Raw genomic sequence first — 23435 nt, 5'->3', positions numbered from 1 at the left:
AGATAGGTCTCTGTCCATACATTATGCAAGTGCGTATATCTATGTTACAAAATGGAGTGTTCGAATCATGGCTCGTCTAAGAAGAATATTAGTTCAAGTTCAATCATGTGACCAGTCTATAAATTCTTGCTATACTTATCTGGTAACAAAAAGTAAGCAAGGGGGAACACGAAAATGGATCAATTATTCAGTCCTTTTCAAATAAAAAATTTAGAACTCAAAAATCGTGTGGTAATGCCACCCATGTGTCAATATTCAGTAACAAAAGAAGATGGTACGCCTAATGACTGGCATTATACCCATTATGTAAGCAGAGCAGTTGGCGGTAGCGCGCTTGTTATTGTGGAAATGACAAACATTGAGCCAGACGGACGTATCTCTAATAATTGTTTAGGTTTCTGGTCAGATGAGCAAATTCCGGCGTATAAAAAAATTGTCGATGCCGTGCATGAGCAAGGATCCAAGATTGCGATCCAAATCGCACATGCTGGTCGAAAAGCGGAAGATGCGGAAACACCTGTTGCTCCTTCTGCGATACGATTTAGTGATAAATATAAGGAACCACATGCACTTTCTACTGAAGAAGTAAAAGAAATGGTTGATAAATTCCGTCAATCAGTTCGCCGTGCAGTCGCAGCAGGATTTGATGCGATTGAATTGCATGGTGCACACGGTTATTTGATTCATCAATTTCATTCACACTATACCAATAAGCGTGATGACGAATATGGAGAGCTTACACGCTTCGGTACAGAAGTAGTGAAAGCTGCAAAAAGTGAAATGCCAGCAGATATGCCATTAATTATGCGGATATCAGCAACTGAATTTGTGGAAGAAGGCTATCAATTACCAGATGGTATCGAACTCGCAAAAGCCTATAAAGAAGCTGGAGTAGATATGTTTCATGTTAGTGCTGGTGGTGAAGGTGCAATAGCTCCATCACGCAATCCAGGTGGTCATGCAGGCTACATGGTTCCATTTGCCAGAGCAATGCGTGAAGCACTTGAGGTTCCTGTGCTTGCAGTAGGTCGTTTGGAAGATGCTCATTTAGCAGATTCTATAATCGGTAATCAGGACGCAGATCTTGTTGCAGTCGGTCGAGGTATGCTGCGGGATCCATATTGGGCGATACGTGCTGCCCGCGAGTTAGGACAGGAGATTGAAGTACCAGTACAATATGAAGGTGGATTTGCCTGATAGTAATGAAAGAGACGTCACTTCTAAGTGGCGTCTTTTCTTTTTAGTAGGAATGAACTAAAATAGATTTACAGGATAAATCGAAAAGGACGTGAATATATTGCAATTCAGACCTTGTATCGACTTGCATCAAGGAAAAGTAAAACAAATCGTAGGTGCTAGCCTTAATAATGAAAACAAAGATGTAATCGAAAATTATGTTTCTACATATGGTAGTAGCTATTATGCAGATATGTTTCAGAGAGATAACTTAACTGGTGGTCACGTAATCATGCTTGGGGATGGAAACAAAGAAGCAGCATTCCACGCATTACAAACATACCCGGGTGGGTTACAAGTCGGTGGTGGAATTAATGCCGATAATGCAGAAGAATTCATTCGAGCAGGAGCAACTCACGTAATTGTGACCTCTTATATTTTTCAAGATGGCGAATTAAAAATGGATCGCCTAAAGAGTTTAATCGAAAAAATAGGCAAGGAAAGACTTGTAATTGACTTAAGCTGTAAACAAAAAGACGGCAAATGGTATGTAGTCACCGATAAATGGACAAAATTCAGTAATATTGAAATAACACCATCAACAATTAAAGACTTAGAAACTTATTGTGATGAGTTTTTAATTCATGCTGCAGATGTGGAAGGAAAACGTAGCGGTATCGCGGAAAATTTAGTAGCAAAACTCGCTGACTACGTCTCCATTCCAACAACTTATGCTGGTGGTGTCCGTTCCATGGAAGATTTACAGCTTTTTCAACAATTAGCAAAAGGAAAATTACATGTGACAATAGGTAGCGCGCTTGATATTTTTGGGGGAGATTTATCTTATCAGAAAGTTGTGGAATATTGTAGATTTAGCGATAAACAACAAATAGAAGAATGAATGAAAAACCTTGGAATGGCAAATCACTCCAAGGTTTTTAAAACATCATTTAATATGGATCTGATGGATGCCCCATCTCTTCTGCGTCTCGAACAGCGTCTTCCATCATTTCTTTATTACTCTCTATGGACATTTTCAATCCATCTTCCACACGTTTCCCGTAGTCTTTGTCGCATTGGTAGAAATGTTCGATCATTTGATCTTGGATTTCCTTCCGACAATCTGACAATGCAGAAACAAGGTTTTTAATAAGATCATCTTTTTCCCAATCGCTTAAACGACGGTATGTTTCACCAGCTTGACCATAATTGTTTTCCCGGGAAATAGTCTTACGCTGTAGATTTCCTTCTACATAAGGTTCGTGCTCAACACCAGGGTTTTTGTCTTCATCCAATCCACCGGTAATGGATGGTTCATAATCTACATGTGGATTTTTAAAGTCTCCATAATCTTGGCGGAAGTCCATTTGTCCACCTGTTTGATTGGTTGTTACTTGATGGTTAGGGCGATTAATTGGTAGCTGTAAGTAGTTTGCTCCAACACGGTAACGCTGTGTATCAGAATAGGAATAAGTTCTTCCTTGTAATAACTTATCGTCAGAGAAATCTAATCCATCTACTAGTACCCCTGTTCCGAAAGCGACTTGTTCTACCTCGGCATGGAAGTTGTCCGGATTGCGATTCAATACCATTTTTCCAACTTTGTGCCAAGGATAATCCTCTTTGTACCAGAGTTTCGTCGCATCTAATGGATCATAATCCAATTCTGGGTGCTCGCCATCTTCCATGATTTGAACATACAGCTCCCATTCAGGATAGTCGCCTTTTTCAATGGATTCATAGAGATCTTGTGTTGCATGATTAAAGTTTTCACCTTGAATCTTCGTTGCTTCTTCTTGTGTTAAGTTTTTAATCCCTTGGACTGGTTCCCAGTGGTATTTTACGAGCACACCTTTTCCTTCTTCATTGACCCACTTGTATGCGTGTACCCCTGATCCTTGCATATGCCGATATGATGCCGGAATTCCCCAAGGAGAGAAGGCAAATGTAATCATATGCAATGCTTCAGGTGATTGGCTGACAAAATCAAACATGCGCTCTAGATTTTGATAATTTGTTACGGGATCAGGACGAAAAGCGTGAATCATGTCTGGGAATTTTAGTGGATCTCGAATAAAGAATATTTTTAAATTGTTACCGACAAGATCCCAGTTACCATCCTCGGTGTAAAATTTTATTGCAAATCCGCGTGGGTCCCGTAACGTTTCGGGCGAGTGCTTACCATGAACTACTGTTGAAAAGCGGATAAAAACAGGTGTTTGAACTTCAGTATTTGTAAAAACCTTTGCCCGGGTATACTTGGAAATCGGCTCCCCATTTATTGTTCCATAAGACTGAAAATAGCCATGTGCCCCAGTCCCGCGGGCATGAACAATTCGTTCTGGAATTTTCTCGCGGTCAAAGTGACTAATTTTTTCTAAAAAATCATAATTCTCCAATGTTGTAGGACCACGGTCTCCGACAGTACGTACATTTTGATTGTCGGTAACCGGATGCCCTTGCTGATTGGTCATTTTCTCTTTAACGTGATTCGGTTTATTTTTGTTATCCATTATCCAACCTCCTTGAGCTTCGTCATCTCCATTATTCCCCAATTGGTTGAGGATATGCGAAACTAAACAGAATGGGAAATTGATTAATTTCGCGAAAAAGATATGGATTTGAAAGGAAATCGCACAATACTTGTTAAGATTATGTGGTGATCGTAACGCTTAGTTGAATAGAATTTGTTTATACCTAAGAAAAGTATAGTACCTTTTAATAACAATTTTTTAAGAAGTGATTTATTATAAAAGAAGAGTTTATGTATTAAAATTACCAAATGTTTAGAAATGTTATCTGTTGATAAATAGGAGGATTTAGAAGTAAATGAAAGTAATCATCGTATTAATAGTACTTGCTTTGCTTATGATAGGAGTTTACTGTTGGGTAGGTACCTATTTTTATAATTTCGCACTCAACGCAAAGCGTGAGAAAGCATTTATTCAAGATAATCCTAATTTGGCAAGAAGTGAAGCAGTGTTAGCGGATGTTGCGGAGGTAGCAAAACTTTCGGATAATACGTTTAAAGAACAAGTACCATCATCAAGTATGTCGATTATATCCAATGATAAGCACAAGTTAAAGTTACATGCTAACCTTTATCAACAAGAGGAGCAAAATCAGAAATGGGCTATTGTTGTGCACGGCTATGGAGCAACAGCTGCGGTTATGGTGAGGTGGATTCGAGGTTTCTATGAAAAAGGATTTAATGTTCTTGCTCCTGATCTTCGTGGCCATGGAGAAAGTGAAGGGGATTATATAGGTATGGGCTGGCATGATCGCTTGGATGTTTTGTCATGGATTGATGAAGTATTAGACATAAATCCAAACGCAGACATTGCTTTATATGGAATTTCGATGGGAGGAACTACTGTTATGATGACATCAGGGGAAAGGCTACCTGCTAATGTGAAAGTCATTGTAGAAGATTGTGGCTATACTTCCGTTGATAATATTTTTGCTTATCAATTAGCTGACTTATTTAAGCTACCTAAGTTTCCAGTTCTGAATGCTGCCAATTCCGTTACAAAGATGCGCGCAGGATTTGATTTAAATGAAGCTTCTGCAGTGGAGAAGGTTAAGAAGAGTTACATACCCATGCTGTTCATCCATGGGGAAGAAGATAGCTTTGTTCCTTTTGAAATGTTAGATGAAGTGTATGAAGCAGCGAATACAGATAAAGAAAAATTGATCATGCCAAAAGCTGGCCATGGTGAATCGGTAGAAGTTGATTCGGAATTATACTGGACAACGATCTGGAAATTTGTCGATAAATATATTCATTGATCAATCAAAAATAGAAGTGGCAGATAATGGACTAACTGGTGTCCTAGTGCATACTTAATTATGGGGGGAGAATCAAAAATGTTAGATTTTTTAGTTATTGATTATTCACTTTTACCTGCATTTATTTTAGCCGCATTTGTCATATGTATTGCACCTGGACCAGATATGGCATTTGTTATTAGTAGGAGTATTTCACAAGGAAGAAAGTATGGGATAGTCACAGCATTAGGTATCCAAATGGGAGTGATTGTCCATATTTTATTAGCAGTATTAGGCTTATCTGCTATCCTAATGACGTCTACCTGGGCGTTTCTGATCTTAAAATATGTTGGAGCAGCTTATCTGGTTTATTTAGGGATACAAACATTAAGAGATAGAAAAAATGTTCACATTTTAACCGATAAGAAAAAGGTGAGTATCCGCAAAGCATTTTTTGAAGGGGCATTAACAGATATTTTTAATCCAAAAGTTGCATTGTTTTTCTTGACATTTATTCCGCAGTTTATTAATCCAGAGATCTCTAGCACAGCAAGCCAGTTCATTATATTGGGACTGATTTTAGGTGTTATTGGTTTAATGGTGGATATTTCTATAGCGTTTATTTCAAGTTTGTTTGGCAATTTCTTAGCTAAAAATAAAATAGCACTTTGGTGGCAGCAGACTTTAAGTGGAATTACTTTGCTATGTCTTGGTGCATGGTTGGCATTTGATGGAAAGTTGAAAAGCTAATTGTTTATAGCTGATAACGTTTTTTTGGTATAAAATGAAACCAATTATGAATATATTTCGTTGTATAGATAAGGAGGGCATAGGATTAGTATGTTGTTATCTATTGTTACAATAGTAGTGGGCATCTGTGTTATCGCCTTAGGTATCTATACAGTTAAAAGTGATCCAATGAGTGGTTCGGGTGAAGTTAGTAGTGTATGGTTGATGTTTTTGACAGCAGTAGAATGTATTGCGATTCCAATTTGTGGATATATTCTTTTGTGGTGAAGTGTCCATCATAGCTACGAACTAAATGAACAAATAACTTTTTTGATATTAATAAACCGGATGACATCATTTCAAAATACGATGTCATCCGGTTTTATTTTATATTTCAGTCATAACTTTTTTCTAATTCATCAACAAGTGAGCCAATGTATGCAACAGTTTCCTTAATGGCGTCTGGTTTAGACATATCAACGCCAGCTTTCTTAATAAGATCAAGCGGTTTTAATGAACCACCAGCTTTAAGAACTTCTAACCAGTTGTCAGCTGCAACTTTTCCTTCTGATTGAATTCTTTGTGCTACAGCAGTAGATATGGTTAACCCAGCAGAGTACGTATACGGATATAATCCCATGTAATAATGAGGTTGACGCATCCATGTAAGGCCTGCTGCGTCGTCAAAGCTTACCGTGTCACCCCAAAAGTTTTGCAATGCTTCTAATTTTTGTTCTGTCAGTACATCAGCAGTTAAAGGTGTACCAGCTTCTGCTAAGTCATATACACGTCTTTGATACTCCCCTTCTAATAGATGGGTAACAAAATTATGATAATAGGTTCCGAGTAGTTGTGTAATCACCCAACGTTTCATCCGTTTATCATTTGTTTTATTTAATAAATGATTTGCTAGCAATAATTCGTTAATTGTTGATGGTGCCTCAACGAAATATGTAGATGGACTTGTGTTGACTAAGGACTGATTTGCCCCTGCTAAGTAGAAATGTCCAGCATGTCCGAGTTCATGCGCTAAAATGAAAGCTCCACGCATTTTATCTGTCCACGTAATTAAAATATAGGGATGAACACCATAAGGACTGGCGCAAAATGCACCGGTTTGTTTTCCAACATTATCTGCTAAATCTACCCAGCGTTCATTTAGTCCCTTTTGGATAATTTCACTATATTCTGATCCCATTACTTGCAATGCTTCGAGAATAATTGATTTTGCTTCTTCATAAGTAGTGGTTGGATTGAATTCAGGATCAAGTGGTGCCTTTAAATCAGCATACTGTAATTCATCTAATCCTAGTTTTTCTTTCATTAGCTTTGCATAACGACGCATGTGTGGTGCGAGTTCCTTCTGACTTATATCTAGTTGGTTATGGTACATTTCTTTCGTTACTTCCTGAGGGGTGAGCAACATATCTGTAACAGAATCATAGTTTCTGAGACGTGCTAGTGTTACTTGTTTTGTTACCTCGGTAGCGTATGTTGCAGCATATGTATGTTTATATTGGTTTAATGTTTTGATGAATGATTGATAGGCATCACGACGAATTCTTGTATCAGCTTCCAATTCATAGCGATCCTCATACAATGCGGCAGACATCGGTAACTCATTGCCATTGTTATCTTGAATCGAATCAAATGTCATGTCGGAAGATTTGCTTCGTTCATAAATCATGAATGGTGCATCATGAACTTCACCTAAGGCAGCTAATGTTTCTTCGATTTCTGGTGCTAATGTATATGGCTTTTGTTCTAATGTATCAGTGAGCAATTTTTTAAATGTAACAAGCCCTGCCTCTTCCTGTAAAAATTGCTCGACTTGTTCGTAGGAGAGCGTTAATAGTTCTGACTGAATAAATGATAGTTTTGCACTGATACTTGCCATTGCCGAAGAAAATTTGGCAGCATCACGTTGATTAGTTGGATCACTACCATCAGCACTAGCACGTAAGTGGGCATACGTACCTACTTGAATTAATCGCTTGCGATAATTTTCAAATGCAGTAAGTCCTTGTAATAGAATGGTAGCATTACTAACTAACGTCCCTTTATATTGTGTGACTTGTGAAACATCATCTTGTACTGCTTTTAATTCCTTTTCCCAAGCTTCATCAGATGGGAATAAATCCGTTAAATTCCATGTTTGCTCGACAGGTACTTCTGAACGCTGTAAACGTGTTGACATTAGAAAATCCCCTTTTCACCTATAATATTTCGCTACTCTAAATAGTATATTACAGCTTAAAAGAGAATAACACTAATCAAGAAGATAGATTGTCAAAGAATTTTCTAAAAATAATCGGTATTCGTGGTATACAAAAGTAGTGTAAATCCCTTAAAAAGGGAGGTGATCGGTATTCAGGGTGTATAAAAGAGAGATGAATCGTTATAAAAAGAAGTATGGACGATTCCGTTAACTGGGAATCGTCCAAAACAACAATATTTATTATTTCTACTCTGCTTTTTTCAGAGATTGTTGCTTTTTCTTATTACTAAATACTGTTACTAGACTATGTAAGATCATTCCTATAATAACAAGTAAAATACCGATAAAAGATACTAAGCTGGGCAGTGGTGCACTCAATAGCATTAGCTCTCCAAATAAGGCAAACACTACTTCACCAGACTGTGTAGCTTCAACTCCCGCTAATTTTTCATTATCATTCTGAACCAGTTCTGTAGCATAGAAGAATAAGACGGTGGCAATAATTCCGGAAAAAATGGCAACAATAAATGTTTGGGTAAGTTGAGATGCTTCAGGCACTCCATGTGAGGCAAAACCATATATGGATAAAAGAATCCAGAATGGCATGGAAGCAATAGTCATACCCAGAATGCGTTGAATGGTATTGAGCTGTCCATTTACTACCTGCATCATTTTGCGGTTTCCCAATGGGTAAGCGATGGCTGAAACAAGAAGTGGGATTACACATAGTAGCATACTCATTAATGGCACCGCATTTGCATGTTCCCATTGCATCAGAAATACACCGCCAAGTATGACAAGTGATATAATAACCGATTGAATAGGGATGCTTTGTTTTTTATTTTTATCTAAGATAGGAACAAGAAACGAGCCTGCGATAATGGTTAGTTGGAAGGTAGCTGCAACAAGCCAACCTGGACCATATATAGTCGCAAACGTTATAGGAGCGTAAAAGAGGCCAAAGCCTACAGTGCTCCATACTAACCATGCTTTCGGATTTTGCCTCATATGTAAGAGAACGGGTTTAATATTTCGCTTAAAACCAACAATGAATAATAATAATGGCAGCATAAAAATGAACCGGAGCGAAGCACTCCATGCCCAGCTACCTCCATCCAATTCCATAGAGCGGTTCAGTACAAAAGTAACTGAGAAAAACATAGCTGCGAGAATACCAATAAAAATTGCTTTCATTCTTTTTCACCTCTTTGTAAGCATATCATAGCAGTTGTGAATCAGTAATCATTAAAAAATTTCTATTACAGAAGGGAGCCGTCAAAATCGACAGCTCCCATTTGTTTAATGATGATCTGAATGGTCATGCTCATCATGATTTGTATGATCATTTTCCTGTTCTAATATCTTTTGTTCCTCTTCATTCAAATTGCCTACGATAAGTCGTTTTGTTGGCATAATATTCGAGTCTCTAGTATCTACTGTTATTTGAAGGTAATAGATACCAGCTTCTTGGAATACATGCTGTGCTAAATAATAGGTATTTTTCTTTTTTGTTACGTCTAAATTGATGGAATTATTTGTTTCGCCATGTTTCCTGAGTGATGCAGTTATTTCTTTTACATCCGATCGGCTTACATGTATTTCTATCATGGTGTCTTCATTTGTTTTCAATTCATTTGGTAAATCCAAACTGATTTCCACTGGCCGTTCGGTTTTATATTGATTGATTGCCTCTTCGTTTACTTGATTAGGAGAGCAGGCAACTAATAGGATTAATAAAATGATCATTAATAGTATGTTTTTCATGTTATAGCTCTCCTATCTGATTTGAAAGATTCTTTTTAATGTTGGTATACGTCTAATAATCAACCAGTCTAGTAAAAACACAATAATGATAGAGACACCGACAAGTGGAAATAACAGACCAAATAATACTAACAAAACAATAAGTCGCTTGGAACTCCAGATACTAGGAGCTATAGGTGCTCCAAGATGTTTGTCAGGCTTGCGTTTCCACCACATAACAATGCCACTGATGACGATGGTGATAATACCGATACAGACTATTAATCCACCAATTTGATTGGCGAGTCCGTATTCCAATCCTTTATGGACGGTGATTCCCCAGGCCATTAATTTGCCAAGCGGCTGATAGTGATCATATCGGTAATCTGCTAAAATAGCTCCGGTATATTGATCAATATGCATAGTAGCTTCATCCTGTGCTTTCGGTGGAAAAACAGAAACTGTATAAACGCCTTCTGGACTACTTGGATAAATCACTTCGTATGTTGGGTATATATTTTCCTCATCAGCAATACGAACAATCTCATTAATGCTGAATGGGATAAATCCTTGCTGATCAGATTCAGGAACAGGCATTGTTTGAGCGGACCAAGGTACATCAGCCACATCTTTTGTTTGAACGTTTGACTCTGGTGCATCACCTACCCAAATGGATGGTGGATAACCGATACCAAGATTCGTTGTCAAAGTCTGTACCTTTGTTCCCCAGAACCCTGACCATAACAATCCCGTTACTACAAGGAAGATAATAGCAAATGATAACCAGAAACCTGTTACAGCATGCATATCCCTAAATAAAATTCGTTTATTTTTGTTGAAACGCGGAAGCAATGTTCCAAAGAGCTTTCTTTTTCCCTTTGGAAACCAAATAAATAGACCTGTTGTAACCAGAATAAGTGTCCAACAAGCAGCAAGTTCTACTATACGATCACCGAACGTGCCAAGCATCAATTCCCCGTGAAATTCCTCAACCCGGTCAATCAATCTGTTTTTGTCATTCAGTTGACCGATCAGTTCATTGGTATAAGGGTTTACGAAGATCGTGTATGACTCCTGGTCAAGATTGATTCTCACTTCTGCTGATCTATCGTCTGCTTCTCCAGGCCGGTAGCGTGTGACGGTTGCATCCGGATATTCATTCAAAACAGCATTGATATGTTCCTCTGCTGATGACTTCTCAGTCTGTACTTCCACTTCGTAATAATCCTGGTAGAGAAATTGCTCAATATTCGGTTTAAAGAGGTAAATACCTCCCGAAACAGCCAAGATTAGTAGAAAAGGCGCAATCAGAATTCCGGCGTAAAAATGCCAGCGCCAAATGGTTTTATATAATGGTTTCTTTTTCATTTATCATACTCCATATTCTAAAAAGGTAATTAATTTAATTGTAATAGACGGGGCACTGTAGCACCAACGACAATTATGTGAACTTTTGAACAAAATGTGATGCGAAGCTAATCTCTTATATTTTTAGTAATTGATAATGAGGATGTAAGCAACTTAAAAATCATTCGTTGGATATTAGAATACAATCCCTAAGAAATAAAAAGAATCCATTGTTTCGAATGGATTCTTTTTATTTCGAGTTATACTCCAATATCATTGCTGTATATGCGAATTACTGATTTTCTCCCAGCTTTTTGGATTTGTTTTTTTACATTGCATTGTTTCCACATTAATAAATCCAAATTTTTCATAAAGTTGATGGGCATCTTTGGTGTATAGTCCTACTGTTTTTACCTGGTTGTTTGGATGTTCCATTATACAGTCGAACAACCATTTACCTAATCCTTTACCACGATAATCACTGTGAATAATGACATCACAAACCCAAGAAAATACAACATTGTCCGTAATAACTCTGGCAAAACCAATTTGTCTCTCACCTTCAAAGATACCAAAACAAATGGATCTCTTCATACTATTGGTAATCACTTCTTTTGGTCGATCTGCTGCCCAATAACTAGTTGATAACATCTCAAAGATGGCATCTGTATCCATTCTATTTGTATTGTCACTCACTGTATAACCTCTTTTGTTCCACTCCATTAGCTTGCCTCCTATTCATGATATAATAGGAGTATAGAGTCTTTTTATTATTTATTAAATCCTTTTTTAAGCTTTCTGTATGGGTACAGAAGGTGGGAGGCAGCAGAATGAATACAAAATACAGCGTGATAATGAATGACATTAAACAGAAAATCTTCGAGGGTACATTAAAATCTGGATCCAAGATTTCTTCGATCAGATATTTATCCGAAAAGTATTCTTGTAGTAAAAATACTATCATTAAGGCTTATAATGAGTTAGAAAAACAACATTTGATTTATTCGATTCCAAAGAGTGGCTATTATGTTGTACATGATGTTAATCCTTTAAACAATATGGAAGATTCTCCTAAAATCGATTTCCTATCTGCAGGACCAGATAATGCAGCGATGCCTTATAAGGATTTTCAACATTGTATTAATCAAGCAATAGGTTTATATAAAGGAGAACTTTTTACATACTCACACCAGCAAGGACTCATGGCATTAAGAAAGGAACTAACCAAACACTTACAGGACAGACAGGTGTTTACTAGTCCTGAAAGAATGTTTATTCTATCTGGGTCACAACAGGCAATTAATTTACTTACGCCTATGTCTTTTCCAAACGGTAAATCGAATATTCTTATAGAACAGCCTACTTATTTCGGTGCAGTAGAAGCTGTACAACTTCACAATGTTAAAACATTTGGTATAGAGCTTTCTATGGAAGGAATAGATCTAGATCGATTAGAATATATGTTTCGTCATAACGAGATTAAATTTTTTTATATTATTCCACGATTTCATAATCCACTTGGACATAGCTATTCAAATGAAGAAAAAAGGGAAATTGTGGAACTTGCTAATAAGTATGATGTATATATTGTGGAAGATGATATATTTGGTGATCTTGACATAAATTCAAAGTCAGATCCAATGTTCACCTATGATCCAAGAGGAAAAGTTATTTATATCAAGAGTTTTTCCAAAATAATGCTTCCAGGATTGCGAATTGGTATAGCCGTCTTACCTGAACTATTAATAAACACTTTCTCTCGCCATAAATTCAGTAATGATTTGTTTAGTACGACAATTTCCCAAGGTGCTTTAGAAATCTACTTGAAAAGTGGTATGTTTAATAGCCACTTAGAAAACATTAGAGATTTATACAGAACAAAAATGGAGATAGTGAAAGCCGCATGTCAACACTATTTATCACCAAATTATCCATTTACTGCACCTGAAACGGGGTTTTATATGTCGATTTATTTACCAAGAGAACTACCGGCAAAACGATTAGTTAATGCGTTACAACAAGAAAATGTCTTTGTTGATGATGCAAAGAGAATGTACTTGCCAGAATTTCAAAAGGAAAATTTAATTAGAGTGTGTATAGCACAAGTAGATAAAAATCAAATATATAAAGGGGTAGAAACCATTGCAAAATACATTCATACATTGAAAAATCAGCAAGTTGAATTTTATTGATAGCTAAATAACAACTCAGCTTTTTGGCATACCATTTTCGTAATTGATTAATATGTGCCTGACTACTTATTTGTATAGTCATATAAAAAATCACCTATATAAATAAGTAAGTTAAATTTTTTCGCTTATCACACTAATATGTTTTACAATGGGATAAAAGCTAAAAAGTAGGTGTTTGACATGAAATATGCAATATATCAAATGGATGTAGTGGTTGCAGATCCGGAAGCAAACAGGGATAAAATTAAAAACTGGATCGAGACGCAAGTAAGCAAAAATAAACCGGATACTGTTGTATTACCTGAGATGTGGAATGCAGGATATGCACTGGATAGACTAGAAGGTTTAGCAGACAATAATGGTGAAAATACGATCCCTTTTCTAAGCAATTTAGCCAAAAAACATCAGATTAATATTATTGGCGGTTCGATTGCTAATAAAAAGGAAAATGGCATTTATAATAGCAGTTATGTATTTAATCGAAAAGGTGAACTTGTCCACCAATATGACAAAATGCATCTCGTTCCAATGTTAGATGAGCCTAAATACTTAAATGGTGGGGAAGCAAAAGGAGCGGTATTTGATTTAGACGGTGTCAAGATGGGGGTAATTATTTGTTATGACCTTCGTTTTCCAGAATTAATGCGAGCGATAGCCTTGCAAGGTGCAGAAGTGATCCATGTAGTGGCACAATGGCCGACAGCTCGAAAAGATCATTGGAAATTTCTGCAGTATGCACGAGCGATAGAAAATCAATGCTATGTTATTTCAGCCAATAGCAGTGGAACATGTAATGGTACCGACTTTGCCGGCGAATCAATGGTGATTAATCCATCAGGTGAGCTTGTAGCGTCAGGACAACCGGAAACAGAATCCACCATTGATGCAAGTATCGATTTATCAATAGTAGCAGAAATACGCAATAATATTCCCGTATTCGAAAGCCGGGTACCACATTTATATGGAGAATGATGAATATGACAGACTTCGAGTAGTCCGATCGACTAAAGCGAATGCCAGAACAATTTTTTCAAAAAACGCAGGCATTAGTTACAAAGTTATAATTAATATATAGAAAAGCCTTCTCTTGATGAGGAGGCTTTTCTTGATTCCACAGAAAGTATGTCTCCTCATGTCTAATAATCTCCTTTCAATCACAGAAAAAAATGACATTTTTGATTCTTCTTAACAAAACTACTCTGTCAAATTGCTAAAATCTTACAAAAACATCAACATTGATATGTCAGAAAAATCGAAAAACAATGTAAGGAAACCTAACATACTGTTAGAATAGAACTTTTTTATTTGCTAGCCTTATCTTTGTAGATCAGTTAAAACTTGGATGGGGGCAGAAAAATGAGAAAGCGAAATTTTTTCTATTTATTAATTTTAGGATTACTCGCAATCTTTATGGTGGCATGTTCAGCGGCAGATAATGCAGTAAATGCTACAGATCCAGAAGAAGCAGAGGAAACGGAAACGACAGAGGAAAGCGAAAGTAATGAGGAAACTAATGGAGACACGATCAAAGTAGGGGTTTTACACTCATTAAGTGGAACAATGGCAATTAGTGAAACATCTGTACAACAGGCAGAGCTACTCGCTATTGAAGAAATTAACGAAAATGGTGGAGTGCTTGGTAAACAATTAGAGCCGGTGGTTGAAGATGGTGCTTCCGATTGGCCGACATTCGCTGAAAAAGCAAATAAATTATTACAACAGGATGAAGTTGCCACGATTTTTGGTGGATGGACATCTGCAAGTCGCAAAGCGATGTTACCAGTTGTAGAAGAACATAATGGTTTATTGTTCTATCCAGTTCAATATGAGGGAATGGAAGATTCACCGAATATCTTCTATACAGGTGCAGCACCAAACCAGCAAATTGTACCAGCGGTAGATTGGTTGTTAGAAAATAGAGGAGATTCTTTCTTCCTTTTAGGATCTGATTATGTATTCCCGAGAACGGCAAATGCAGCTATCAGAGCACAGTTGGATAATGAAGGAGCAGAATTAGTCGGTGAGGAATATACACCATTAGGACATACAGATTACAATACGGTCATTGCAAAAATCAGAAATGAAAATCCAGATGTTATTTTTAACACATTAAATGGTGACAGTAACGTTGCTTTCTTTAAACAATTACAGGACGCAGGTATTACATCAGATGATATTACGGTTTTATCTGTAAGTGTTGCTGAAGAAGAAATTAAAGGTATTGGCGCAGACGTCATTGAAGGACATTTAACAAGCTGGAACTATTATCAAACAACGGATACACCTGAAAATGAAGAATTTGTTGCTAACTATCAGGCAAAATACGGAGAGGATGAGGTAACGGCAGATCCGATTGAAGCAGGTTATTTCGGCGTTTATTTATGGGCGAAAGCAGTTGAAGAAGCCGGAACAACCGATGTGGATGAAGTAAGAGAAGCAGCAAAAGGAATTTCATTTGATGCTCCAAACGGAACCGTAACTATTGATGGAGACAACCAACACGTGTATAAAACCGTAAGAATTGGTGAAGTACAGAGTGGCGGTATGATATCAGAATTATGGCATTCAGAAGAACCTGTTAAGCCTGATCCTTATTTAGATGAATACGATTGGGCATCAGATTTAAGTGAATCCCTAGCAGAATAAAAAAAGGTTCCTATCTGTATCTTATTCGTAATAGATACAAACTGCGCAACATTGAAAATTTATTTTGGTATAGCTTCCTCCCCTTCTGATTAATGGTGAGTGCTAGGAAACGCTACGGCAAGATACTTCGCTTTCCACGGGCACGGCCTCAGCCTCCTCAGAAAACCAAGTACGTTTTCTTGCGGGGTCTTCGGCTCGCGCTGTTCCCGTAGGAGTCTACGTATCTTACCTCCGCTTTGCGTAGTGTTCTGGTTTTTGAAAGAAGTAATACATGGGAATTGGTTTCCGAGTATTTTCACTTTAAAAAGATAGAATCATGTTATTAGCGTAGGCAGAATACGGAGACTCCTGTGGGAACAGCACGGGCTGAAGATCCACTTGGTAAAGTGATTTTCTTTACCAAGTTAGCTGAAGCCGTGCCCACGGAAAGCGAAGTATTCTGCCGCAGCGTTGACATAACAATCTCTACAAGAAAGAAGTGAAGGAAGCAACTCCTTTATAGAGTTACTGCGCAGTTTATCAATGTAGTGCACGATTTACTTTTTTATAAAACAAAAATTTTTACAGTGAAGTTCACATCAAATGTCACAAAAAAATACATGAATTGGTAGTTAATAAGATGAATGAGGACGTTGGGCAAAGTGCCCACTCCCTTCAAGAAGGAAAGGATTGTTTGGATTGAATGAAATTATTATAACCTTATTTAACGGAATAAGTCTTGGTTCGATCCTGCTATTGATAGCATTGGGGCTTGCGATTACATTTGGCTTGATGAATGTAATTAATATGGCACACGGTGAATTAATCATGGTTGGTGCTTACATCACTTACGTTATACAAAATCTATTTGTCAATTATGCCCCGCCGGAATATTTCGATTTGTATTTTATCATATCGATTCCGGTAGCACTTATCGTGGCAGCAGGTATCGGGATGTTGTTAGAAGTATCATTAATTCGACATTTATATAAGCGTCCACTAGATAGTTTACTAGCTACATGGGGGATCGGGCTTATTTTACAGCAAACGGCAAGATCGATTTTCGGAGCACCGAATGTAGGTGTAACAAGCCCATCCTTTTTAACTGGAGGATTAGAAGTTGGCACGTTATTCTTGCCATATTCCAGGTTATTTATTTTAGGATTATCGATCGTATGTTTATTCAGCATTTTTTATTATTTTTATCGAACAGCAAGTGGCAGAAGAATAAGAGCAGTTATGCAAAATCGACAAATGGCAGAATGTTTGGGGGTATCTACTAGAAAAGTAGATATGCTGACATTTGCAATTGGTTCTGGTTTCGCAGGTGTAGCTGGTTGTGCGCTAACATTATTAGGTGCAATAGGTCCAACAATAGGAACAAGTTATATTATTGATGCCTTTATGGTGGTTGTTGTTGGTGGAGTTGGTGCATTATTTGGTGCAGTTACAGGAGCTTTCGGTATTGGGATTTTAAATACGGTTTTTGAATATGTGACGAATGCAACATTAGGTAAAGTATTAATTTTCGTAGTCATTATTGCCTTTTTACAATGGCGGCCATCCGGTCTTGTCATGTCACGTTCAAGATCACTAGATTAAAAATTAGGAGCGTTGAATCATGCAAAATACGATTTATCAAAAACTACTAAGTCGGAGAGTCATTTTTAGTTTGATTTTTCTGTTGTTATTAGCAGCTCCACTTTTTATGTCAGACTTTCGTTTGAATTTACTCGGTAAATTTCTAGCATTCGCTATTCTGGCAATCGGTTTAGACTTATTGTGGGGTTACACAGGTGTCCTAAGTTTAGGACATGGGATATTCTTCGGTATAGGCGCTTATTGTATGGCGATGTATTTAAAGTTAGAAGCAACAGGAGGCACATTACCGGATTTCATGGCTTGGAGTGGAATGAGTGAACTTCCACTTATATGGCTTCCGTTTCAATATCCAATCATCGCTATTTTACTTGGTATATTGATACCTGCAGTGGTGGCTTTATTTATTGGTTACCTAACTTTCCGTAATCGGATAAGTGGTGTTTATTTTACCATTTTGTCACAGGCACTTGTTTTAGTCGTTGTTACATTATTTGTTGGAAGCCAAAACCTCACTGGTGGTACAAGCGGGCTGACCAATTTTAAGACATTATTTGGTTTTCAGGTCAACTCAGCTTCTACTCAGACAGCTTTTTACTTAATTACGGTAGTGGTATTAGGTTTGGTATTTTTCGCTTGTCGTAAGCTTATAAAAGGTCGATTCGGTAAAATACTCGTCGGAATTCGCGACGGTGAGAACCGCATGCGATTTCTTGGTTACAATCCATCTGCATATAAAACATTTATTTATACCTTATCAGGTGGGATAGCTGGACTGGCCGGAATGCTATTCGTTTTGCAAGTCGGGATTATTTCACCGACTATGATTGGCATTATTCCATCGATTGAAATGGTACTATGGGTTGCGTTAGGTGGACGCGGTACATTAATTGGTCCGATTATTGGAGCTGTACTTGTCAATGCGGCAAAAACAGGATTTAGTGAATCATACCCGGATATATGGACCTATTTCTTAGGGTTATTGTTCGTACTTGTAGTGGTCTTCCTACCAAAAGGTATAACTGGTTTATTTGAAAAATGGAGCGATCGGAGGAAAAAACAAGATGTCTCAAGCAGTGTTGAAGTTGAAAAAAGTTATAGTTGACTTTAGTGGATTTAAAGCCATTAATCAGTTAGATTTTACGGTCCAATCGAAATCTGTTCATTTTGTGATCGGGCCGAATGGAGCTGGAAAAACTACTTTACTAGATGTGGTTTGTGGTAAAACAAAAGCAACTACAGGGGAAATAAAATTACAGGAAAAAAAAGAACTATCCAAATTAACCGAAGATCAAATTGTTCATCAGGGGATCTCAAGGAAATTTCAGGCTCCAACCATTTTTCATAACTTGACAGTGAAAGATAACTTGGAAATCGCGATGAAGCAGAAGAAAAACTTATTTTCGATGATCAAGGCAAAATGGACAAATGAACAAAAAAAGAAGGTAAATGACATGCTTGATTTAGTCGGTTTGAAGGAAGAGCAGGATCAGTTGGCGGGTTCTCTGGCCCATGGTCAAAAACAATGGATGGAAATTGCGATGGTATTAATGCAGGAACCAGACATTGTGTTATTAGATGAGCCGATTGCGGGTATGTCGAAGAAAGAGCGGAACAAAACAGGGGAATTAATTACGAAAATAGCAAAAGATCACGCGGTATTAATCGTTGAGCATGATATGGATTTTGTGAAGGAATATGCAGATATTGTTTCTGTGATGCATGAAGGACAATTACTTTATGAAGGTAGTATGGAAGAAGTTCAAAATGATCCAACAGTCAGGGAAGTATATTTAGGCAGAAAGGTTGAGGAGAATGTTGTCAATTAAGGGACTGGAAGCTGGTTATGAAGAGAGTATGGTCATCCGTGAGATTGATATGGAAGTAGAGGAAAACCAGGTGATCTGTGTGATGGGAAGAAATGGGGTAGGGAAGACTACCTTATTAAAGACGATCATTGGCATTCTGCACCCGAAAGAAGGATCGATCCACTATCAATCCGAAGACATTACCAAAGCCCGTTCCTCCTCACGTGCCCAAAAAGGAATGGGCTATGTCCCACAAGGAAGAGAGATTTTCCCGAAATTGACAGTTTATGAAAATCTACTAATTGGACTCGAAGCTGGTAAGCAAAAAAAGATAGATGAGAAAATATACGATTATTTTCCGATCTTAAAAGATTTTGCCAAACGAAATGGCGGGGATTTAAGTGGTGGTCAGCAACAGCAATTGGCTATCGCACGTGCATTAGTAGCTCATCCTTCTTTTTTATTACTGGATGAGCCAACAGAAGGGATTCAACCGAATATTGTCCAGGAGATTCAAGACGTTATTATAGATATAAAAAATACATCTGCTACATCCATGATTCTCGTAGAGCAAAATTTAGATTTCGTCAAAAGTGTTGCTGATTATTTATATGTAATTGATCACGGATCAGTGGTATATAAGAATCCAATCGATCAGGTGGAAGATGATGAGGTTTATCGTTATTTAAGTGTATAAAGGGAGGGATCTTCATGAAGTTATCACCTGTCGAGCAGGAAAAATTACTACTTTTTTTAGCGGGTGAACTAGCAGAGAAAAGAAGAAATAAAGGATTAAAATTGAATTACCCGGAAGCAAATGCGTTGATTAGTTGTTATTTATTAGAAGGGGCTCGTGAAGGGAAAACAGTTGCCCAACTGATGCAGGAAGGGAAGAAAGTACTGACTGCAGACGATGTGATGGAAGGTGTTCCAGAGATGATCGAAAGTGTACAGATTGAAGCGACTTTTCCAGATGGGACAAAACTGGTTACTGTCCATCAACCGATTACGTGAGGAGGTTTTTCCATGATTCCTGGTGAGATCAAACTAGCCAAACAGGAAATTGAAATTAATAAAGGCAGAAGTACGAAGACAATAAAAGTTGCCAATAAAGGTGATCGTCCGATACAAGTTGGATCGCACTATCATTTTCCAGAAGTAAACCGGGAACTTGATTTTGACCGACCTAGTACGATCGGCATGCGATTAAATGTTCCAGCGGGTACAGCAGTACGTTTTGAGCCAGGCGAGGAAAAAGAAGTCGAGCTCGTTGAAATAGCAGGGAATAAACATGTATACGGATTAAATAATCTGACAGACGGTAGTGTATCGGAAACAGTAGCAATTTCAGAAACAATCAAGCAAAAAGGGTTTTAGAAAGGAGCCTATCTATGAAACTTTCACGACAGCAATACGCTGCTCTATATGGTCCGACAGCTGGTGATCAAATTCGTCTAGCCGATACGGATTTATGGATCGAAATCGAGAAAGATTACACGACGTATGGAGATGAAAGTGTATTTGGTGGTGGCAAAGTATTACGTGATGGCATGGGTCAAAGCAGTACAAGAACACGTGATCAAAATGTCCTCGATTTAATTTTAACCAATGCATTGATTCTTGATTATACCGGTATCGTTAAAGCGGATATTGGAGTCAAAGATGGACGAATTGTGTCTATTGGCAAAGGTGGAAATCCGGATGTGATGGAGGGAGTTACTGAAAATATGGTCGTTGGTGCCTCGACAGAAGTGATTGCCTGTGAAGGAAAAATAATTACAGCAGGAGCGATAGATGCACATATTCATTTTATCAGTCCTCAACAAATTGAAGTTGCTTCGGCAGCAGGATTCACGACGATGCTTGGCGGTGGTACCGGGCCTGCAACAGGTACGAATGCAACGACTTGTACACCGGGTGAGTGGAATATCCATCGTATGCTGGAAGCTGCAGAGGAGTACCCGATCAACATAGGCTTTTTAGGAAAAGGAAATGCTTCATCACCTGATCCGCAACGAGAACAAGTTAAAGCTGGTGCGATAGGTCTGAAATTACATGAGGACTGGGGAACAACACCTGCAGCCATTAGTCAATGTCTCAGTGTAGCAGATGAAATGGATGTTCAAGTGGCAATACATACCGATACATTGAATGAAGCGGGATTCTTGGAAGACACCATCAATGCTATTGGTGACCGGGTGATTCATACCTATCATACGGAAGGTGCAGGGGGAGGGCATGCACCAGATATTATGAAAATTGCTGCCTTTCCCAATGTGTTGCCATCATCAACCAATCCAACGAGACCATATACGGTCAATACGATTGATGAGCATCTTGACATGTTAATGGTCTGTCATCACCTGGACCATAATGTACCGGAGGATGTGGCATTTGCCGATTCACGGATACGTCCGGAAACGATCGCAGCAGAGGATATTTTACACGACTTGGGCGTGATTAGTATAATCTCTTCTGATTCACAGGCAATGGGACGTGTTGGTGAAAGTATCACCCGAACATGGCAAACAGCAGATAAAATGAAAAAACAGCGAGGCTTTTTACAGGAAGATCAACAAGCGGAAAATGATAACACACGTGCCAAGCGCTATGTGGCAAAGTATACAATTAATCCAGCGATTACTCATGGAATGAGCGATGAGATCGGCTCGATTGAAGTTGGAAAGCTGGCGGACTTGGTAATTTGGGATGCGAAATTTTTTGGAACAAAACCGGAAACAGTTGTAAAAGGTGGCATGATTGCTTATGCACAAATGGGTGATCCGAATGCATCGATTCCGACACCACAGCCGGTGATGATGCGTCCGATGTTTGGTGCACTTGGAAAAGCGAAATACCAAACTTCTATTACTTTTGTTTCACAAGCAGCATACCAAGACAAAATTCATGAGCAGCTAGGTTTGCAGAAACTGATACGACCTGTGCAGAATTGCCGCAATATTGCTAAACAAGATCTGCCATTAAATGGAGCAACACCAAATATCGAAGTCGATGCAGAGACATATGAAGTCAAATTGGATGGTGAAATTATCACTTGTGAACCGTTTGAAGAGCTAGCCATGGCACAACGTTATTATTTATTCTAGGGAGGATAAAAGATGTTAACAAAAGAAGTACTCACTAATATAGAAGAACAGCCCAAAGACCATTCGAATCGCGAGTGGATTGAACTCGATTGGGACGAGTTAAATAAACGGATTATCCGAAAGACAACGGATAAGGGTACAGATGTTGCGATTGCCTTAGAAGAAAAGGCACCATTAAAAGTAGGCGATGTCGTGTATGAAGATGAAGAAAAACAAATTGTTATCCGTACGAAAAAAGAAAAAGTCTATGTCGTTTATCCTAAAAACATCGTACAAATGGGTAAAGCAGCATTTGAACTGGGCAACCGTCATACACCATGCCTGATTTCGGAATCAGAAATTGTTGTACGCTATGATGATACGCTAGAACGTTTATTTGATGAAGTAGGTGTAAAGTATGAGAAAACAGAAAGAAGGTTCACAGAGCCATTTAAGTACAGAGGGCATCAACACTAAGTTTCTCTATTTAATGCATATTCATGATTCTGCATTTCCAATTGGAACATATACCCATTCGTTTGGTATGGAAACCTTTATTCAAAATGAATTAATCAGAACAAAAGAAGACTTATTTCATTTTTGCCAAATGTATCTCCATGAAAATGTAGCCTATACAGACGGTATTTTTGTAAAGGAAGCCTATCAACAAGAGAAACTGGCAGAATTAATCCGGTTGGAAAAGATATGTGATGCAAGCAAAAATGCAGAAGAAACCCGAGATGCGAGCAGTATGATCGGTAAACAATTTGTAAAAGCTGTATTGCCCGTAAGTGAGACGCCTTCTCTTGAGGAATGGTATCAACTTTTACAGGATAAAAAGGTGACTGCTCATTTTCCCATTGTATATAGTCTGTATGCAAAAGATTTAGCATTCGATCTTTATACAACGGTGCTTACTTTTCTATATTCATCAACGGTCGGATTAGTTCATAATGCTGTCCGTGCGATTCCACTTGGTCAAAAGGCTGGAATTGAAGTGATTCATCGCTTGATACCTGAAATGGAAAAAGCAACGATCACTGTGCTCGAGCGTGACTTGACTGATTTGTCCAATCATGCTGTTGGTCTCGAGCTTGCATCAATGCAACATAAATATTTAAGATCACGATTATTTATATCTTAA

General features: G+C 38.0%; 22 protein-coding genes. 16 read left to right on the top strand and 6 right to left on the bottom strand.

Translation table 11 applies throughout. From position 1 onward, the window contains the following. Nucleotides 1-174 precede the first annotated feature (174 nt). Nucleotides 175-1197, top strand: coding sequence for an NADH:flavin oxidoreductase/NADH oxidase (locus BM121_RS04845; protein WP_091481910.1), 1023 nt, complete (start codon nt 175-177; stop codon nt 1195-1197). 100 nt (nt 1198-1297) lie between these two features. Then, nucleotides 1298-2077 carry a phosphoribosylformimino-5-aminoimidazole carboxamide ribotide isomerase gene (gene hisA / locus BM121_RS04840; RefSeq protein ID WP_091481908.1) on the top strand — a complete coding sequence of 260 codons (780 nt, stop codon included), beginning with the start codon at nt 1298-1300 and terminating at the stop codon, nt 2075-2077. 49 nt (nt 2078-2126) lie between these two features. On the opposite strand, the gene BM121_RS04835 is transcribed toward hisA, so the two are convergent. Then, nucleotides 2127-3689 carry a catalase gene (locus tag BM121_RS04835; RefSeq protein WP_091481905.1) on the bottom strand — a complete coding sequence of 521 codons (1563 nt, stop codon included), beginning with the start codon at nt 3687-3689 and terminating at the stop codon, nt 2127-2129. Between the two features lie 316 nt (nt 3690-4005). Here BM121_RS04835 and BM121_RS04830 point away from each other — a divergent pair, with 316 nt between their 5' ends. Together BM121_RS04830 and BM121_RS04825 are read left to right on the top strand one after the other, a co-directional pair. Next, on the top strand, nt 4006-4965 hold the full coding sequence (locus BM121_RS04830) for an alpha/beta hydrolase (RefSeq protein ID WP_091481903.1): 960 nt from the start codon (nt 4006-4008) through the stop codon (nt 4963-4965). Between the two features lie 78 nt (nt 4966-5043). Continuing rightward, complete coding sequence (locus BM121_RS04825) at nt 5044-5694, top strand: LysE family translocator (protein WP_175495322.1); 651 nt, start codon at nt 5044-5046, stop codon at nt 5692-5694. Nucleotides 5695-6067: 373 nt separating this feature from the next. On the opposite strand, the gene pepF is transcribed toward BM121_RS04825, so the two are convergent. The 5 genes from pepF to BM121_RS04800 form a co-directional block, all read right to left on the bottom strand. Continuing rightward, nucleotides 6068-7870: an oligoendopeptidase F gene (gene pepF, locus BM121_RS04820; protein WP_091481897.1), complete on the bottom strand. Its 1803-nt coding sequence runs from the start codon at nt 7868-7870 to the stop codon at nt 6068-6070. A gap of 267 nt (nt 7871-8137) precedes the next feature. After that, nucleotides 8138-9085: a DMT family transporter gene (locus tag BM121_RS04815; RefSeq protein ID WP_091481895.1), complete on the bottom strand. Its 948-nt coding sequence runs from the start codon at nt 9083-9085 to the stop codon at nt 8138-8140. A 105-nt stretch (nt 9086-9190) separates the two neighbouring features. Further along, entirely contained in the window at nt 9191-9655 is a 465-nt protein-coding gene (locus BM121_RS04810) for a hypothetical protein (RefSeq protein WP_091481892.1), read from the bottom strand. Between the two features lie 12 nt (nt 9656-9667). Next, a complete protein-coding gene (locus BM121_RS04805) occupies nt 9668-11002 on the bottom strand; it encodes a PepSY-associated TM helix domain-containing protein (RefSeq protein WP_091481890.1) in 1335 nt (444 codons plus the stop codon). Nucleotides 11003-11254: 252 nt separating this feature from the next. Next, a complete protein-coding gene (locus BM121_RS04800; RefSeq protein ID WP_091481887.1) occupies nt 11255-11704 on the bottom strand; it encodes a GNAT family N-acetyltransferase in 450 nt (149 codons plus the stop codon). Between the two features lie 107 nt (nt 11705-11811). Between BM121_RS04800 and BM121_RS04795 the strand changes: the two genes are divergently transcribed. The 12 genes from BM121_RS04795 (at nt 11812) to BM121_RS04740 (ending at nt 23435) form a co-directional block, all read left to right on the top strand. Further along, nucleotides 11812-13173 (top strand): aminotransferase-like domain-containing protein, encoded by a 1362-nt coding sequence (locus BM121_RS04795; RefSeq protein WP_091481884.1) that lies wholly within the window; start codon nt 11812-11814, stop codon nt 13171-13173. A gap of 180 nt (nt 13174-13353) precedes the next feature. Beyond that, entirely contained in the window at nt 13354-14145 is a 792-nt protein-coding gene (locus BM121_RS04790; protein WP_091481881.1) for a carbon-nitrogen family hydrolase, read from the top strand. 384 nt (nt 14146-14529) lie between these two features. Beyond that, nucleotides 14530-15819 carry an urea ABC transporter substrate-binding protein gene (gene urtA / locus BM121_RS04785; protein ID WP_091481879.1) on the top strand — a complete coding sequence of 430 codons (1290 nt, stop codon included), beginning with the start codon at nt 14530-14532 and terminating at the stop codon, nt 15817-15819. A gap of 678 nt (nt 15820-16497) precedes the next feature. Beyond that, nucleotides 16498-17400, top strand: coding sequence for an urea ABC transporter permease subunit UrtB (gene urtB, locus BM121_RS04780; RefSeq protein ID WP_091482406.1), 903 nt, complete (start codon nt 16498-16500; stop codon nt 17398-17400). 19 nt (nt 17401-17419) lie between these two features. Continuing rightward, a complete protein-coding gene (gene urtC / locus BM121_RS04775; protein WP_091481876.1) occupies nt 17420-18502 on the top strand; it encodes an urea ABC transporter permease subunit UrtC in 1083 nt (360 codons plus the stop codon). Continuing rightward, nucleotides 18462-19226 carry an urea ABC transporter ATP-binding protein UrtD gene (urtD, locus tag BM121_RS04770; RefSeq protein WP_091481873.1) on the top strand — a complete coding sequence of 255 codons (765 nt, stop codon included), beginning with the start codon at nt 18462-18464 and terminating at the stop codon, nt 19224-19226. The genes urtC and urtD overlap by 41 nt, the downstream gene beginning before the upstream one ends. Beyond that, the gene (urtE, locus tag BM121_RS04765; protein ID WP_091481871.1) at nt 19213-19902 is read left to right on the top strand and encodes an urea ABC transporter ATP-binding subunit UrtE; all 690 of its coding nucleotides are present in this window, start codon (nt 19213-19215) and stop codon (nt 19900-19902) included. Before urtD ends, urtE begins: the two co-directional genes overlap by 14 nt. A 14-nt stretch (nt 19903-19916) precedes the next feature. Beyond that, entirely contained in the window at nt 19917-20219 is a 303-nt protein-coding gene (gene ureA, locus BM121_RS22365) for an urease subunit gamma (protein WP_091481868.1), read from the top strand. A 12-nt stretch (nt 20220-20231) separates the two neighbouring features. Next, nucleotides 20232-20582, top strand: a complete 351-nt coding sequence (gene ureB / locus BM121_RS22360; protein ID WP_091481865.1) for an urease subunit beta — start codon at nt 20232-20234, stop codon at nt 20580-20582. A gap of 14 nt (nt 20583-20596) precedes the next feature. Further along, a complete protein-coding gene (gene ureC, locus BM121_RS04750) occupies nt 20597-22312 on the top strand; it encodes an urease subunit alpha (protein ID WP_091481864.1) in 1716 nt (571 codons plus the stop codon). Between the two features lie 12 nt (nt 22313-22324). Beyond that, entirely contained in the window at nt 22325-22768 is a 444-nt protein-coding gene (locus BM121_RS04745) for an urease accessory protein UreE (RefSeq protein WP_091481861.1), read from the top strand. Beyond that, the gene (locus BM121_RS04740) at nt 22710-23435 is read left to right on the top strand and encodes an urease accessory protein UreF (protein WP_091481859.1); all 726 of its coding nucleotides are present in this window, start codon (nt 22710-22712) and stop codon (nt 23433-23435) included. Before BM121_RS04745 ends, BM121_RS04740 begins: the two co-directional genes overlap by 59 nt.

The organism is Gracilibacillus orientalis (genome assembly GCF_900114645.1).
Lineage (GTDB): Bacteria > Bacillota > Bacilli > Bacillales > Amphibacillaceae > Gracilibacillus > Gracilibacillus orientalis.
The sequence above is the reverse complement of the archived record's forward strand: the minus strand, read 5'-3'. Positions and strand labels throughout refer to the sequence as shown.